Below are 16,649 nucleotides of genomic sequence, written 5' to 3'. Positions count from 1 at the left end.
ATGAACGAATTCGTGAAGTATCCGCCAGCCTCCGCCGAAGCCTGCGAAAGCGCGCGGCTGGCGGGCGATGTCCGCACCGACCTGCTGCGCGACGAGGTGCTCGGAGAGGTCTTCGCCGCCAGTGCCGCGCTGAGGTCCAGCCATCCGGCCCTGCGTGATTTCGAGCGCAGCGTGAGCTATGCCGACGTGTGGGACGCGGCCCGCGCCATGGCTCGCGGCCTCGCCGCCAAGGAGGTCGGGCCTGGCTGTGTGGTGGGCCTGTGGATGCCGCGCGGCATCGACCTGCTCATCGCGCAGATCGCCATCACCCTTTCGGGCGCGGCCTGGCTGCCCTTCGATGCGGACGCGCCCGTGGACCGCATCGCCACCTGCCTGAGCGATTGCAGCGCGAGCGGGCTCGTCACCACGCCGTCCCATGCCGACAAGGCTGCCGATACCGGCGTCGCAGTGTGGACGCAAGCGGCCCTGACGGCACTCGACGACGCCGCGCCCTGCGCGCCCCGCGCTCCCGGCCTCACGCCCGATCACCCGGCCTACATGATCTACACCTCGGGCTCGACCGGAAAGCCCAAGGGCATCGTGGTCAGCCACCGCAACATCTGCCATTTCCTGCGCGCGGCGAACGAGGTCTACGGCTTCACGGGCGAGGACGTGGTGTTCCAGGGCGCATCGGTGGCGTTCGACCTCTCCATGGAGGAGATCTGGGTCCCGTATCTCGCCGGCGCCACGCTGTTCGTTGCCAATCCGCAGGTGATGGGCGACATCGAGAACCTGCCCGAAGTGCTGGAGCGCGCGGGCATCACGATTCTCGACACCGTGCCGACGCTGCTCGGGGTGCTGCCGCGCGACGTTCCCGCCCTGCGGATCATCATCCTAGGCGGCGAGGCGCTGCCGCCGGCCATCGTGCAGAAATGGGCGCGGCCCGGCCGACGCCTGTTCAACACCTATGGCCCGACCGAAGCCACAGTGGTGGCGACTGTGGCCGAGTTGGTGGCGGGCCAGGCCGTCACCATCGGCAGGCCCATTCCCAACTACACCTGCTATGTCGTCAGCGAAGTGGGCGTGCTGTGCGCGCCGGGCGAGCAGGGCGAATTGTGGATCGGCGGCCCCGGCATCGCGACCGGCTATCTCGCGCGGCCCGATCTCACCGACGAGAAGTTCGTGCCCAACCCGTTCGGGGCCGGGCCTGACAGCCGGCTCTACCGCTCGGGCGATGCGGTCAGCATCGACGGCAAGGGCGACATCGCCTTCCATGGGCGCATCGACGACCAGGTGAAAATCCGCGGCTTCCGGGTGGAGCTTGGCGAGATCGAGGCCAGGCTCACCGATGAGCCGGGCATCGCGCAGGCGGCCGTGGTGCTGCGCCAGGATGACGGCATCGACAAGCTGGTCGCCTTCGTGGTGGGTGAGCCGGGCCAGGCCATCGACCGCAATGCGCTGCGCACATCGCTGCGCGCCAAGCTGCCGCCCTACATGCTGCCCGGCCACTGGGAGCAGGTGCAGGAACTGCCACGGCTCGCCGCCTCGGGCAAGGTCGACCGCAAGCTGCTCAAGGCCGCGCCGCTCACGGTGACGCCGGCATCCACCGTGCAGGCGCTGCCCGAAACGCCGACAGAGGCTGTGCTGCTCGAAGCCGCCAAGCCCCTGTTCAAGGGCCAGGCCATCGCGTTCGACGTGGATTTCTTCACCGAGATGGGCGGTCATTCACTGATCGCGGCACAGTTCATCTCGGCGGTGCGCCAGTCGCCCAACCACGCCATGATCACGCTGCAGGATGTCTACAGCCTGCGCACCCTGCGCAACATCGGCGCGGCGCTGGACGAGCGCATCGTGGCCTCCGGCGGCGACGGCCCGAAGGATCTGTCCTTCGAGCCGCCGCCCTTCCGCCGCCGCTTCCTGTGCGGGCTGGCGCAGGCCGTGGCCATGCCGTTCATCCTCGGGCTCGTCACCATCCAGTGGCTCGGACTGTTCCTGTCCTCGATGTTCCTGATCAAGGGCGATGCCGGCATCCTCCACGAGATGGCGGTGCTCTGCTCGATCTTCGTCGTGCTCAACCTCGGTGCCAAGGTCACGATCATTGCGCTCAAATGGCTCATCATCGGACGCACCAGGCCGGGCCGCTATCCGCTCTGGGGCGTCTATTACTTCCGGGTCTGGTTCGTGGCGCGCCTGATACAGGCCACCACGCCCAAGTTCCTCCAGATGTCACCCCTGATGCGCGTCTGGATCCGGCTGCTTGGCGGCAAGGTGGGCAAGGAAGCCATCATCGCCGAATTCGAGACCGGCGCCTGGGACCTGATCTCGATCGGGGAGCGGGCCTCGACCGGCTCGAAGATGAAGCTTGCCAATGTCGAGTACTCCGGCAACGAGATGATCATCGCGCCGGTCGAAATCGGCGCCTATGCCCATATCGGCAATGCCTGCGTGATTTCCGGCGGCTCGACCGTGTCTGAAGGCGCCGAACTGCGCGACCTCACTTGCGTGCTGCCCGGCCAGACCGTGCCGGCCTGGGAGGTGTGGGATGGCTCGCCGCCGCGCAAGACCGGCATGGTCGATCGGGCCAGCCTGCCCGTTCATCCGGAAGCCTCGCGGCCGAAGCGCGCCTTGCTCGGCATGGGCTACTTCGCGGTCTACACGCTGATGCTGATGATCGGCCTCGTGCCCATCTTCCCGGCCTTCTACGTGCTCTACAACCTCGACTATCTGATCGGCGGGGAGCTGGATTACTCCATCGAGTGGTCGCATCTGCTGTTCTACACCTGGCCGACAGCCATCATCCTGATCGTGGCCTCCATGGTGATCGTGGTGGCGCTGCGCTGGACGATCTTCCCGACACGGATCAAGCCGGGCAGCCATTCGATCTATTCGCTGTTCTACTTTCGCAAATGGTCGATGGCGCTGGCGACCGAGGTGCTGCTCGAGACGCTGAACTCGCTCTTCGCCACCATCTACATGCGCTACTGGTACCTGATGATGGGCACCCGGATCGGCAAAGGTTCGGAGCTGTCGACCAACCTTGCCGGGCGCTACGACCTTGTCGAGATCGGCAAGGGCAACTTCATAGGAGACGAGGCCATCTTCGGCGACGAGGATGTGCGCTCGGGCTACATGCGCCTCGACACGGTGAAGACCGGGGACCGCGTCTTCTTCGGCAACGCGGCCAATGTCGCGGCCGGCTCGGTGATCGAGGATGGCGCGCTGATCGGCGTGAAGTCGAAGCTGCCGGACAGCCTGCATGTCAGGAAGGACGAGACCTGGTTCGGCTCGCCCGCGATCAAGTTCCCGACCCGGCAGAAGGTGTCGCTCGGAGCGTCCGAAACCTATGAGCCGCCGCGCCGCATGTTCGCGCTGCGCGCCGTGTTCGAAGGCCTGCACACCTCCTTGCCGACGGCGGTGTTCCTGATCGTCGCCTACATGACGGCGGACACGCTCGAAGGCTTCATAAGCGCCGGAGCATACATCACGGCCGGGCTGGTGGTGCTGGCGGCCGGCGTGGTGAACGCTGTCGCCATGATCCTGATGTCGGTCGCCTTCAAGTGGACCTTCATGGGCATCTACAGGCCCGTGATGAAGCCGATGTGGTCCTGGTGGGCGATGCGTACAGAGGCCTGCGCCGTGATCTATGGCGGGCTGGCCGGCAAGGTGGGCCTCGAATACATGCGCGGCACGCCCTTCCTGCCCTTCATGCTGCGTCTTTACGGCACCAAGATCGGCAAGGGTGTGGTGATGGACTGGACCGACGTGACCGAGTTCGACTGCATCAGCATTGGCGATTTCTCGATCATCAACGCCCATTCCTGCCCGCAGACGCATCTTTACGAAGACCGCGTGATGAAGGTCGGCCGCATCGACATCGGCCGCGGCGTCACCATCGGCTCGGCCTGCACGATCCTCTATGACACCAAGATCGGTGATTTCGCGCGGATCGAGCCGCTGACGCTGGTGATGAAGGGCGAGCAGATCCCCGGCCACAGCCTCTGGCAGGGGGCGCCGGCTGTGCCGTACATCGAACACGTCGCGCATGCTCCGAAGGTGGCCGCCTGAGCCCGAACGCACGTCGCCGCCCCGCGATTTGACGGCGGCGCGCGCGGCGTCCTAAACGCTTGCATCATGTCCCACAACAGCTTCGGCCACCTGTTCCGCTTCACCACCTTCGGCGAGAGCCATGGCATCGCCATAGGCTGCGTGGTCGATGGCTGCCCGCCGCTGATCGAACTGACCGAGGCCGACATCCAGCGCGACCTCGACCGGCGGCGGCCAGGCCAGAGCAAGTTCACCACCCAGCGCCAGGAGGCCGACCAGGTGAAGATCCTGTCCGGCGTCTTCACCGATGAGCGGAGCGGGCGGCAGGTCACCACCGGCACCTCGATCGGCCTGCTGATCGAGAACACCGACCAGCGCTCAAGGGATTACGGGGAGATCAAGGACAGCTATCGCCCCGGCCATGCCGATTACACCTATGATGTCAAATACGGCATCCGCGACTATCGTGGCGGCGGCCGCTCGTCGGCGCGCGAAACTGCGATGCGGGTGGCCGCCGGCGCCATCGCCCGCAAGGTCGTGCCGGGCCTCAGCGTGCGCGGCGCGCTGGTGCAGATGGGGCCGCACAAGATCAATCGCGGCAACTGGGACTGGGACGAGATCGACCGCAACCCGTTCTTCTGCCCCGACGCCAGGGCCGCCGCCTTCTTCGAAGGCTATCTCGACGGCATCCGCAAGGCCGGCTCGTCCATCGGCGCGGTGATCGAGATCGTCGCGACGGGCGTGCCGGCAGGCCTTGGCGCGCCGATCTACGGCAAGCTCGACGCCGACCTCGCCAGCGCGATGATGAGCATCAATGCGGTCAAGGGCGTTGAGATCGGCGATGGCTTCGATGCGGCCACGCTTTCAGGCGAGGCGAATGCCGACGAGATGCGTGCGGGCAATGACGGCGCGCCCACCTTCCTGTCAAACCACGCCGGCGGCGTGCTGGGCGGCATCTCCACCGGCCAGCCCGTGATCTGCCGCTTCGCGGTGAAGCCCACCTCCTCGATCCTCGCCGAACGCGCCTCGGTGACGCGCTATGGCGCGGAGACCGATCTGCGGACCAGGGGCCGCCACGACCCCTGCGTCGGCATCCGCGCCGTGCCGGTGGGCGAAGCGATGATGGCCATCGTGCTGGCCGACCATTTCCTGCGCCATCGTGGCCAGATGGGCGCGGCGTTGACGTGGCCTTTCCCGGCGACGATCTGACGGCCGCTTCACGGCCGCACATTCAGTAAAACTGAATGATAGAACGATCTTCATTGCGGCCGAATTGGTCTTCGCGTAATCTGACACCATGAAGCTCGCTGCCTATCTCGAGCGGGAGAAACTCTCCCGCGCCGCTTTCGCCAAGCTCGTCGACATGTCGCCTGCCAGCATCACCGCGCTGTGCAACGACGACGAGGCCTGGCTCTCGCGCGACAGCGCCGAGCGCATCGCCCGCGCCACGGGCGGGGCCGTCAGTCCCAATGATTTCCTACACTTCAGCTTTCCCAGGGAGGCCGCCGTGCCCCATTCCGTTTCCGAGGCGATCGAGGCCTTCGCGCGCGGCGAGATCGTCGTGGTCACCGATGATGACGACCGCGAGAACGAGGGCGATCTCATCATCGCGGCGTCGCTGTGCACGCCCGAGAAGATGGCCTTCATCATCCGCAACACCTGCGGCATCGTCTGCACGCCCATGCCCGCGGATGAGGCGCGGCGGCTCAGGCTCGATCCCATGGTGTCGAGCAATGACTCAGCCCACACCACCGCCTTCACCGTGACGGTGGACTACAAGCACGGCACCACCACCGGCATCTCCGCCGAGGACCGCACCGCCACCGTGCGGGGGCTGGCGAACCCCAATGCCGGCGCGGCGGACTTCGCAAGGCCCGGCCACATCTTTCCGCTGATCGCGCGCGATGGCGGGGTGCTGATGCGTTCGGGCCATACCGAAGCTGCGGTGGACCTTTGCAGGCTTGCGGGCCTGCCCCCGGTCGGGGTCATCTGCGAACTCGTGAACGATGACGGCACGGTGATGAAGGGGCCGCAGATCACGGCGTTTTCGGCGAAGCACGGCTTCAAGCAGATCACCGTGGCGGACCTGATCGCCTGGCGGCAATCGCGCGAGAAGCTGGTGGAGCGCGTCGCGACCTTCCCCGTCAGGACCGAGCATGGGGAACTCACTGGCCATGCCTATGTGACGCCGTTCGACACGGTGCAGCACTTCGCCTTCGTCATGGGCAAGATCGGCGACGGGCGCGAGGTGCCCGCCCGCCTGCACCGGGCCGATGTGGTGGGCGACATCTTCGGCGGCGGCAGGACGATCAGCGCTGCCCTCGCCCGCTTCGCGCGCGAGGGGCGCGGCGTCCTTGTCTATCTCCGCGACGGCTCGGCCGGCGTGCCCGCCATGCGGCCGCAGGATGATCTGCCCGCATCCGAACACAAGCGCACGCAGGCCTGGCGCGAGGTCGGACTTGGCGCCCAGATCCTCAAGGATCTGGGGGTGGCCTCGATCCGCAACCTGGCTTCCAGCAACCGCGCCTTTGTCGGCCTGTCCGGCTTCGGGATCGAAATCGCCGCGACGGAGCCACTGGAGAAGTAGGCGCTGGATGTCAGTCCCTCCAGGTGCATCCCCTTGCCCGCCCTTTCGGGCCGCAGGGGATGATGCAGGGGTGATGACATCCCGCGGATGGCCACAGAAGAGCGCCAGCTCTGACGGGAGCCGCTGCACGCGCCAGCGAGCGCGGCGAAGCCCGCGCTCAGCCTCTCAGGGTCGCCCTGTAGCGCCTGGCCATCTCGGCCACGATGCGCGCGCCCACGGCCTCGATCTCGGCTTCGGTCAGCGTCTTCTCGGTGGGCTGGAGCGTGACGGCGAGCGCCACGGACTTCTTGCCCGGCTCCACCTTGTCGCCCTGGTAGATGTCGAAGACCGACACGTCGGCAATCAGCGCGCGGTCAGCGCCGGCGGCTGTGCGGGCCATATCCCCCGCCGGCGTAGCGGCATCGACCACGAAGGCGAAGTCGCGCGTCAAGGGCTGGAAGTCGGAGAGCCTGAGGCGCGGCTTCATGCGCGTGGGCCGCGCCTTGGGCAGGGGCAGCGCATCGAGGATGAGCTCGAAGCCGACGAGCGGCCCCTTCGCGTCAAGGAGCTTCAACGTCTTGGGGTGAATCTCGCCGAAAGCGCCGATCACGCCCTTGGGCCCGAACTGGAGCGTGGCGGAGCGGCCCGGATGCATCCAGGCCGGCCCGCCGGGCACGAGCTGGAGGCCGCCTGTCGCGATGCCGAGGCTGGCCAGCAGCGCCATGGCATCTTCCTTGGCGTCGAGCACATCGACGATGCGGGCCGCGCCATCCCAGTGGCGACCCACGCCGGCTGCGCGCCCCGTGCCGCTGCGGATGGAGGCGGCGGCGATGCGCTGGTCATCCTCGCCATCGCCGAGGAAGACCTGCCCCACCTCGAACAGCGCCACATCGCCGAAGCCGCGATCGGCATTGCGCTGTGCGGCGCGGATCAGCGCCGGCAGGAGCGAGGGGCGCATGTCCGACAGGTCTGCGGCGATCGGGTTGGCCAGCGCCAGCGCAGGCTGGCCGCCGCCGAAGTGCGCGGCCTGCTCGTGTGCGATGAAGGACCAGGTCACGGCCTCGACGAGGCCGCGCGAGGCCAGCGCGCGCCTGGCCGCGCGGGTGCGCTTTTGCAGCACGGTGAGCTGCGGCCTGGCCTCATCCCCCGCAAGGCGCGGGAACGGCACTGCCTGGACCCGGTCAAGCCCGGCGATGCGGACGATCTCCTCGACGAGATCGGCCTTTCCGTCGATGTCGCCGCGCCAGCTTGGCGGCGACACGCGCACGAGGTCGCCGGCGCCCGAGATGTGAAAGCCCAGATCGGTGAGCGCCAGCTTCATCTCGGGCAAGGGCAAGGTGAGGCCCGTGAGCCGGTGCACCTCCGCCCAGGGGAAGGCGATGAAGCGGCTGGTGTCGGGCGTCTCTCCTGCCAGGGTGACGGTCGAAGGCTCGCCGCCGCACAGGTCGAGAATCATCTGCGTGGCCATTTCGAGCCCTGGAACGCAGAAATCAGGATCGACGCCGCGCTCGAAGCGATAGCGCGCATCGGAATGGATGCCGAGCGAGCGGCCGGTGCGGGCCACGGTCAGCGGGTCCCACAGCGCGCTCTCGACCAGCACGTTGACGGTGGATTCGTCGCAGCCCGAAGCCTGCCCGCCCATCACGCCGGCCAGCGATTCGACGCCGTGGTCATCGGCGATGACGACGTGATCGCCGGTGAAGCTGTAGCTCTTGTTGTCGAGGGCTGCCATGCTCTCGCCGCTCCGCGCGCGGCGCACCACAAGGTCGCCCCTGACCTTGTCGGCGTCGAAGACATGCAGCGGGCGGTTGACCGCGATGGTCATGAAGTTGGTCACGTCCACCAGCGCGTTGATGGGACGCAGGCCGACCGAACGCAGACGCTGCTGAAGCCATTCGGGCGAAGGCCCGTTCCTGACGCCGCGGATGAGCCGGAGCGCGAAGGCGGGCGCCAGATGGCGCTCATGCTCGGCGACATCGAGCCTGACCGCGACCGGACAGGGGAAGGCGCCCTTCACCGGGCGCGGATTGAGAGGGCGCAAGCTGCCGAGGCCGGCCGCCGCGAGATCGCGCGCGATGCCGTGAATGCCCAGCGCGTCGGCGCGGTTGGGCGTGACCGCGATCTCGATCACCGGATCATCGACGCCGGCCCAGGCGGCGTAGGCCGCGCCGACGGGCGCGTCTTCCGGCAGGTCGATGATGCCGTCATGATCGTTGGAAAGCTCCAGTTCGGCCGCCGAACACAGCATGCCGTTCGACTCGACGCCGCGGATGACGCCCTTGCCGAGCGTGATGTCCTTGCCTGGAATGTAGGTCCCCGGGGGCGAGAACACGCTTTTCATGCCGGTGCGGGCATTGGGCGCGCCACACACCACCTGGACCGGCTCGCCCGCGCCAGTGTCCACCATGCATACCCGCAGCCGGTCGGCGTTCGGGTGCTGCCTGGCCTCGATGACGTAGGCGATGGTGAAGGCGGCCAGCGCCTTCGCCTTGTCCTCGACCGCCTCGACCTCAAGGCCGATCCGGTTCAGCACGCCGCAGATCTCGTCCACCGAAGCGCTGGTGTCGAGGTGATCCTTCAGCCAGGAGAGAGAGAATTTCATGATCCGTCCTTGGTCGTCAGACGCCGCGTCCCGATGGGTCCGGTCCAGACCCGGGCAGGCGATTGATCTAGGTGCAGCCGCCGCTCAGCTCGACAGGCCGCCGATGAGCGAGGGGAAATCAAGCGGCCTGAAGCCATAGTGCTGGAGCCAGCGCACATCGGCCTCGAAGAAGGGGCGCAGGTCGGGCATGCCGTATTTCAGCATGGCGATGCGGTCGATGCCCATGCCCCATGCGAAGCCCTGATACGCGTCGGGATCGAGCCCGACATTGCGCAGCACATTGGGGTGGACCATGCCGCAGCCGAGGATCTCGAGCCAGTCATCGCCCTCGCCGAAGCGGATCTCGCCGCCCTTGCGCGAGCACTGGATGTCCACCTCGACCGAGGGCTCGGTGAAGGGGAAGAAGCTGGGCCGGAAGCGCATCTTCACGTCAGGCACCTCGAAGAAGCTCTTGCAGAACTCCTGAAGGATCCATTTGAGATGGCCCATATGCGAGCCGCGGTCGATGACGAGGCCCTCGACCTGGTGGAACATCGGCGTGTGGGTCTGGTCGCTGTCGTTGCGATAGGTGCGGCCGGGGCAGATGACGCGGATCGGCGGCTTGTTCGCCAGCATGGTGCGCACCTGCACCGGCGAGGTGTGGGTGCGCAGGAGCTTGCGCTTGCCATCGCGGTCCGGGCCGAAGAAGAAGGTGTCGTGCATCTCCCGGGCCGGGTGGCCCTCGGGGAAGTTGAGCTTCGTGAAATTGAGGTCGTCGCTCTCCACATCCGGGCCTTCAGCGATGGAAAAGCCCATGTCTCCGAAGATCGCTGTGATCTCGTCGATGACCTGGCTGATCGGGTGGAGGCGGCCGCGCAGTTCCGCCCCCTCGCGCACGGGCAGCGACACGTCGATTCGCTCGGAGGCGAGGCGGGCGTTCAGCGCGGCATCGGCGAGGGCATCCTTGCGGGCGGCGAGCGCTGCGGAGACGGCGTCGCGCAGGCCGTTGATGAGCGGCCCTTTTTCCTTGCGCTCGTCGGGCGTCATCGCGCCAAGGGTCTTGAGCAGCCCCGAGATCGAGCCGGACTTGCCCAGCGCGGCGATGCGGACCTGCTCCAGCGCGGCCTCATCCGCAGCCGCAGCGATGGCGGCGAGGGTGTCGCGTTCCAGGGTGTTGATGTCAGTCATGAGCGCCAAAGCCGAGTGATAGGTGACGGGTCATGGCGGGAAGACGGGGGCGCCGCTCCCGCCCCGGGGCGGACACGCAAACGGCGGGCCTTTGCGGGCCCGCCGTGTGAACCTTGATCCCGAGCAGGGGCTCAGGCGGCGGCGGGCAGGTTCGCCTTGGCCTGTTCGACGATGGCCGCAAAGGCCGCCGGCTCGTTCATGGCGATGTCGGCCATGGCCTTGCGATCGATCTCGATGCCGGCGCTGATGAGCGCGCCCATGAACTTGGAATAGGTCAGGCCATGCTCGCGCACGGCAGCGTTGAGGCGCTGGATCCAGAGGGCGCGGAAGACGCGCTTCTTGTTCTTGCGGTCACGGGTGGCGTACTGCATCGCGCGATCGACGGCCGCCTTGGCGGTGCGGATCGTGTTCTTGCGGCGGCCGTAGAAGCCCTTGGCGGCCTTCAGCGTTTTCTTGTGCTTGGCGTGCGACGTGACGCCACGTTTGACGCGGGACATGGTGAAACTCCTTCAAGGATGGATGGCGACGACGGCGGCTTCGGCTCAGCCGTTGGGCAGACGGTACTTGATGATGTTGTCACCATCGGTCTTGAACAGCACGTTGGTGCCGCGCAGGTTCCGGATCTGCTTGGTCGTGCGCTTGATCATGCCATGGCGCTTGCCGGCCTGGGCATAGACAACCTTGCCGGTGCCCGTGATCTTGAAGCGTTTCTTTGATCCCGAATGGGTCTTCAGCTTGGGCATTTTCAGCTCCTTGTCGCGGTCTTGCGACCGTCTCTTGGTATTGGTCGAGCCAACAAAAGAACCGCCACGGCAGCCCTGAATGAGCCGGGCGGTTCAACGAAGCCGTGCCTATGGCAGAAAGGCGGCAAGGTGGCAAGGTGGCAAGGGGACGAAACACGGCAACTTTGTCAGGTTAACGGCGGAGCGCACGGGATAGCTTTGGAGTATGGCTTCTGATTCAACGGGCTCGGATCAGGAGCCCGAACGATGGATCAGATTTTCGTCAAGGACCGGTTGCGCCTTCTGCTGGATCACTTCGGACGCGTCGGGGACCCGCGCGAGAGCTGCAAGGTCAAGTATCCGCTTGCGGAAGTGCTTTTTCTGGTGACCTGCGCGTCTGTCGCGGGTTGCGACGACTATGACGAGATCGCCGATTGGGGCGATGCGCATCTGCCTTTCCTGCGCGAGCATGCCGAGTATTTCTTCGGCACTCCCAAGGAGGATTGGCTGCGGGTGGTGCTGAACCGGATCGATCCGGCGCTGTTTGCGGCCTGCTTCACGGCCTGGGCGACGCAGCTGCGACCGGACGCGGCGGACCTGATCGCGCTGGACGGCAAGACAGCGCGCCGCAGCGGCGAGGCTGGCCGCAGTCTGCCCCCCATCCATCTGGTCAGCGCCTGGGCCTCGACCCAGCGCCTCGTGCTGGCGCAGGAGGCCGTGGACGCCAAGGACAACGAATGCGCCGCCATGCTGGCAATCCTGGAGCGGCTGACGCTCAAGGGCGCGCTCGTCACCATCGACGCCATCGCCACCAACCCGTCCATGGCCAAGGCGATCACGGACAAGGAAGGCGACTATCTTCTGGCCCTCAAGCGCAACCAGCCGACCCTGCACGACGAGGTCGCGGCCTATTTCGACGATCCGGCCACGACAGGGCTCGCCACCAGCATCAGCGTCGACAAGGATCATGGACGCATCGAGACCCGTACCACCACGGTCAGCCATGAGATCGGCTGGCTGGAAGGCGGGCGACGCCATCCCGGCGAGCATCGCTTCCACCGTCTCAGAAGCATCGTGCGAGCCACCACACAAGTCGAACGGCAGGGCAAGACCTCCCGGGAGACGCGGTTCTTCATCTCCTCCGCCCTTCTCACACCCGAACGCGCTGCAACCGCCATTCGCAGCCATTGGGGCATCGAAAGCCTCCACTGGGTGCTCGATGTCGTCTTCAAGGAGGATCAATCACGCCTCAGGCGCGGTCATGGAGCGCAGAACATGGCCCTCGTGCGAAGGCTCGCCTTCAACCTCGTCCGCGCAGGAAAGGGAAACCGCTCCATCAAAACAGCCCGAAAAGCCGCTGGATGGAACACAAACACCCTCGCCCAGATCATCCATGCCTCACCGCGTTAACCTGGACTCGTTGCCCTGGGGGACGAAACCGCTTCGGCCCTCTCCGCTGGGCGCCGGGCAATGACGCCCGCACGGGGCTTGCAATTCCGCCATGACTTGGCAGTTATGCGCCAAACCCGCCAAACAGGCTAGGGCCAGGTCCAGCGACCGAACATTGTGGGGACCAGCGCCATGACCCAGACCTATGACCTCATCCTGCGTGGCGGCATCGTCGTCAACCATGACGGGCAGGACCTGCGCGACATCGGCGTGACGGAGGGCCGCATCTGCGCCATCGGCGAACTCACCCGCGCCTCGGCCGGCAAGGTCGTGGATTGCCGGGGGCTGCATGTGCTGCCGGGCGTCATCGACACCCAGGTGCATTTCCGCGAGCCGGGGCTCACCCACAAGGAGGATCTCGAAAGCGGCTCGCGCGCGGCCGTGATGGGCGGGGTGACGGGCGTGTTCGAGATGCCGAACACCAATCCGCTCACGGTCACGCCCGAGGCCCTGGCCGAGAAGGTCAAGGCCGCCCACCACCGGATGCACTGCGACTTCGCCTTCTATGTCGGCGGCACTCATGAGAACGCCCGCGACGTGGCCGAGCTGGAACGCCTGCCGGCGGCAGCAGGGATCAAGGTGTTCATGGGCTCGTCCACCGGCGCGCTGCTTGTCGAGGACGACCTCGGCGTGTCCGAGATCCTGCGGCGCACCTCGCGCCGCGCCGCCTTCCACTCCGAGGACGAGATGATGCTGCGCGAGCGCATGCATCTGCGCGTGCCGGGCGATCCGTCGTCGCACCCCGTCTGGCGCTCGCCAGAGGTGGCGCTGCGCTGCACGGAGCGGCTGGTCAGGATCGCCAGGGCCTGCGGGGCGCGCATCCATGTGCTGCACATCTCGACCGCCGACGAGATGCTGTTCCTCAAGGACCACAAGGATGTCGCCTCGGTGGAGGTGACCCCCCACCACCTCACGCTCAGCGCGCCCGATTGCTATGAGCGGCTGGGGGCCTACGCGCAGATGAACCCGCCCGTGCGCGACGAGAGCCACCGCAAGGGCATCTGGGCAGGCGTGGTCAACGGCGTCGCAGACATTCTGGGCTCCGACCACGCGCCGCACACGCGCGAGGAGAAGGAGCACGCATACCCTGCGACCCATTCAGGCATGACCGGCGTGCAGACGCTGGTGCCGACCATGCTGAACCATGTCAATGAGGGCCGCATGAGCCTCGAGCGCTTCGTCGACATGACAAGCCATGGCCCAAACCGCCTGTTCGGCATCGCGCGCAAGGGCCGCATCGCGGTCGGCTATGATGCGGACTTCACCGTGATCGACCTCAAACGCCAGCGCACCATCACGAATGATTGGATCGCGTCGAAATGCGGCTGGACGCCCTATGACGGCGTGACCGTCACCGGCTGGCCGATCGGCACCTTCGTGCGCGGCGCGCAGGTGATGTGGGAGGGCGATCTCGTCACGCCCTCGACCGGCGAGGCGATCCGCTTCCAGGAAACGCTGGCCCGCAAGGCTCAGTAGGGCAGGCCGACATAGTTCTCCGCCAGCGCGGTCTGCGCCGCGCGCGAGGAGAACAGGTAATCAAGCTCCGCGATCTGCATGCGCTGGCCGAACTCTCCCTGATCGGGGAAGCGGTGCATGATCGACGTCATCCACCAGGAGAAGCGCTCGGCCTTCCAGATGCGCGCCAGAGCCGTGGCGGAATAGGCGTCGATGCCGGCGTCGGACCCTTCGATGAAATGTTCGGCGAGCGCGCCGGCCAGATAGTGGACATCTCCCACGGCGAGGTTCAGGCCCTTGGCGCCCGTGGGCGGCACGATGTGCGCCGCGTCGCCCACCAGGAACAGCCGGCCGAAGCGCAGAGGCTCGGCCACGAAGCTGCGCAGTGGCGCGACGGACTTCTCGATCGACGGGCCGGTCACCAGCGCCTCGGCGGCGGCCGGGTCGAGCCGGCGGCGCAGCTCATCCCAGAAGCGCTCATCGGGCCAGCGGGCGATGTCCTCGTCGATGGCGCATTGCACATAGTAGCGGCTGCGCGTGGATGAGCGCATCGAGCACAGCGCAAAGCCGCGCTCGTGATTGGCGTAGATCAATTCATGACCGACCGGAGGCACATCGGCGAGAATGCCGAGCCAGCCGAAGGGATAGACCTTCTCGAAGGTGCGCAGGGAAGCGGCCGGCACGCTGGCGCGGCTCGCGCCATGGTAGCCGTCGCAGCCGGCGATGACGGCGCATGCCAGTTCACGGCGCACGCCATCAGCGATCCAGCTCACGCGCGGGGCGGAGCCGTCGAAATCATGCAGCGCCACAGCTTCCGCCTCGTAGATCGTGGCGAGGCCGGCAGCGACGCGGGCCTCCATCAGGTCCCGCGTCACCTCGGTCTGGCCATAGACCGTGACATGACGTCCGCCGAGCAGGCCGCTGAGGTCGACGCGGCGGCGGCGGCCATCGAAGGCCAGTTCGAAGCCGTGATGGACGAGGCCTTCGCGATGCAGGCGCGTCGCCACGCCCGCTCGCTCCAGCACATCGACCGTGCCCTGCTCCAGCACACCGGCGCGGATGCGCGAGAGCACATAATCGGCGCTCTTGCGCTCGATGATGACGTTGGCGATGCCCGCCCTGTGCAGCAACTGGCCCAGCAGCAGACCCGATGGGCCGGCCCCGATGATTGCGACCTGCGTGCTGTTCATGCTGTCACCTGACGCCGGGACGAAGAGGGCAAGGTCATGTGCGGCGCGCGCAGCGGATCTCGACCAGCGAGGCCGACGCCGCGCTCACCAGCCGGGCGGAAGGGCCGGCCTCGGCGCTGACGGGCAAGGGCGCAGGGGCAAGCGCAGCGCCTGAGCGCAGCGCGCCGAGCGCGATCACCCGATAGCTGGCCTGCGCCGCCACGCCGGCGATGAGCCGCTGCGCTTTCGGCGCGTCGCGGACGATGCCGACCAGCCTGCCCTGCCCGTCCAGAAGCGGCGCGCCGCCTGCGCCGCGCTGCAGCGCGGCTGTCACGAAGCCGCCTTCAGCCTCGCGCGTGGCGGGCGACACCATCACCGCCCGGGCCTGAGCCTCCTCGAAGGAGAGGGCGAAGACCGGCGCGCCGTCATCAAGGCCGAGCCTGAGCGCGGGCTGGTCCACCCACGGTGCGGTGATGATCGCGATCTCGCCGCTGGCCGCGACGGCTCCCGGCTCCATCGCCCTGCCCCCGATCATGGGCTCGGCGCAGGAGGCCAGCGCCGCCGCGCTGGTCAGCACGCGGCCCTGTCCGAGCGAGACGCCCGAGACGGCATGGCGCGGCGCAGGCGCAGCGGCGCGTTGGGCGGGCGTGGCCGGCGCAGCCGCGGGAGCTGCCGCCACGCGCGAAGGGTTGGCTGCGATCTCCGTGCCCGGAAAGGGCTCGAAGCTGTTGGCGATGGCGATCATCATGCGGTCGAAGGCAGCGGCCTGGGTCGCCGGATACCGGAAGGTGTAGCCGCGGATGCTGTCCGGCCCCTGCGCGAGCCGTGTGTAGAACTTGCGGCCGCCCTCCTCGCCCGACACCACGAACCAGTCGGGACGCTGGAGGCGATAGCTCACCTTGCGGCCAGGGCCGTCCTGGCGGAGCTGATCGAACAGATCTGTGAGGGACTGAGCCCTGGGCAGGCGGGTGAGTTGCAGCGAGACCTGCCCATCGGGCCGGCGATAGACCGTTCCGTTCTCGACCACGATCCGCTGGGTGAGCGAGGCCGCCGGCAGGCCGATGCGGATGCCGGTCGCGGCATCCGTCACCGGCTCGAAGCGCTGCGACGCCCGCGCGGCATCCGCCGCCTGCCTGAGCGCGGCGCGCTCGGGCGGCGCGAGGACGCCATCCGCGGACAGCTTCGCCCGGCGCTCGAAGGCCAGCATGGCGTCATAGGTGCGCTTGCCGAACTCGCCGCCGGCCACGCCGTTGAAATCCCCTGTCCAGATCAGGTCGTTCTGGATCGCCCTGCGCTCGGCTTCGGCCAGTTGTTCAAAGGCGGCCTTCGACGCGGCCTGTGCAGGATCGAGCGCAGGCGCGGCCGGAGCGGCATTCGCTGGCGCGGCGGGAGCAGCCGGGGCTGCGGGGCGCTGGGTCTGGGCCGAGGCCGGCACAGCCAGCATCAGGCCCGACAGGATGGCGCACCTCACTCTGGCGGACTTCATGCATTCCCCG

The 16,649-nt window shown here is 67.4% G+C and carries 10 protein-coding genes and 1 pseudogene; 5 read left to right on the top strand and 6 right to left on the bottom strand.

The genetic code is table 11. The annotated features are described in order from the left end of the window. The 3 genes from HEQ16_06890 (at window position 1) to ribB (ending at window position 6,610) form a co-directional block, all read left to right on the top strand. Window positions 1-4,044, top strand: coding sequence for an amino acid adenylation domain-containing protein (locus HEQ16_06890; protein ID MCO4053767.1), 4,044 nt, complete (start codon window positions 1-3; stop codon window positions 4,042-4,044). Between the two features lie 66 nt (window positions 4,045-4,110). Continuing rightward, complete coding sequence (gene aroC / locus HEQ16_06885) at window positions 4,111-5,232, top strand: chorismate synthase (GenBank protein ID MCO4053766.1); 1,122 nt, start codon at window positions 4,111-4,113, stop codon at window positions 5,230-5,232. An 88-nt stretch (window positions 5,233-5,320) separates the two neighbouring features. Then, entirely contained in the window at window positions 5,321-6,610 is a 1,290-nt protein-coding gene (gene ribB, locus HEQ16_06880; protein MCO4053765.1) for a 3,4-dihydroxy-2-butanone-4-phosphate synthase, read from the top strand. Between the two features lie 157 nt (window positions 6,611-6,767). Here the strand turns inward: ribB and HEQ16_06875 are convergent, their stop codons facing one another. The 4 genes from HEQ16_06875 to rpmI all read right to left on the bottom strand — a co-directional run bounded on the left by HEQ16_06875 (window position 6,768) and on the right by rpmI (window position 11,101). After that, window positions 6,768-9,191, bottom strand: coding sequence for a phenylalanine--tRNA ligase subunit beta (locus tag HEQ16_06875; protein ID MCO4053764.1), 2,424 nt, complete (start codon window positions 9,189-9,191; stop codon window positions 6,768-6,770). A gap of 84 nt (window positions 9,192-9,275) precedes the next feature. After that, window positions 9,276-10,358 carry a phenylalanine--tRNA ligase subunit alpha gene (gene pheS, locus HEQ16_06870; GenBank protein ID MCO4053763.1) on the bottom strand — a complete coding sequence of 361 codons (1,083 nt, stop codon included), beginning with the start codon at window positions 10,356-10,358 and terminating at the stop codon, window positions 9,276-9,278. A 131-nt stretch (window positions 10,359-10,489) separates the two neighbouring features. After that, entirely contained in the window at window positions 10,490-10,855 is a 366-nt protein-coding gene (gene rplT / locus HEQ16_06865; protein ID MCO4053762.1) for a 50S ribosomal protein L20, read from the bottom strand. Between the two features lie 45 nt (window positions 10,856-10,900). Further along, on the bottom strand, window positions 10,901-11,101 hold the full coding sequence (rpmI, locus tag HEQ16_06860) for a 50S ribosomal protein L35 (GenBank protein ID MCO4053761.1): 201 nt from the start codon (window positions 11,099-11,101) through the stop codon (window positions 10,901-10,903). A gap of 246 nt (window positions 11,102-11,347) precedes the next feature. Here rpmI and HEQ16_06855 point away from each other — a divergent pair, with 246 nt between their 5' ends. After that, entirely contained in the window at window positions 11,348-12,490 is a 1,143-nt protein-coding gene (locus HEQ16_06855; GenBank protein MCO4053760.1) for an ISAs1 family transposase, read from the top strand. Between the two features lie 171 nt (window positions 12,491-12,661). Next, window positions 12,662-14,005, top strand: coding sequence for a dihydroorotase (locus HEQ16_06850; protein MCO4053759.1), 1,344 nt, complete (start codon window positions 12,662-12,664; stop codon window positions 14,003-14,005). On the opposite strand, the gene pobA is transcribed toward HEQ16_06850, so the two are convergent. Both pobA and HEQ16_06840 read right to left on the bottom strand, forming a co-directional pair. After that, window positions 13,999-15,174, bottom strand: a complete 1,176-nt coding sequence (pobA, locus tag HEQ16_06845; protein MCO4053758.1) for a 4-hydroxybenzoate 3-monooxygenase — start codon at window positions 15,172-15,174, stop codon at window positions 13,999-14,001. The two genes, HEQ16_06850 and pobA, sit on opposite strands and share 7 nt — an antisense overlap. 1,330 nt (window positions 15,175-16,504) lie before the next feature. After that, window positions 16,505-16,591: pseudogene (locus HEQ16_06840) on the bottom strand (cytochrome c family protein). Window positions 16,592-16,649 lie beyond the last annotated feature (58 nt).

Origin of the sequence: Bosea sp. (in: a-proteobacteria) (assembly GCA_023910605.1) — a bacterium.
Classification (GTDB): Bacteria; Pseudomonadota; Alphaproteobacteria; order Rhizobiales; family Beijerinckiaceae; genus Allobosea.
The sequence above is the reverse complement of the archived record's forward strand: the minus strand, read 5'-3'. Positions and strand labels throughout refer to the sequence as shown.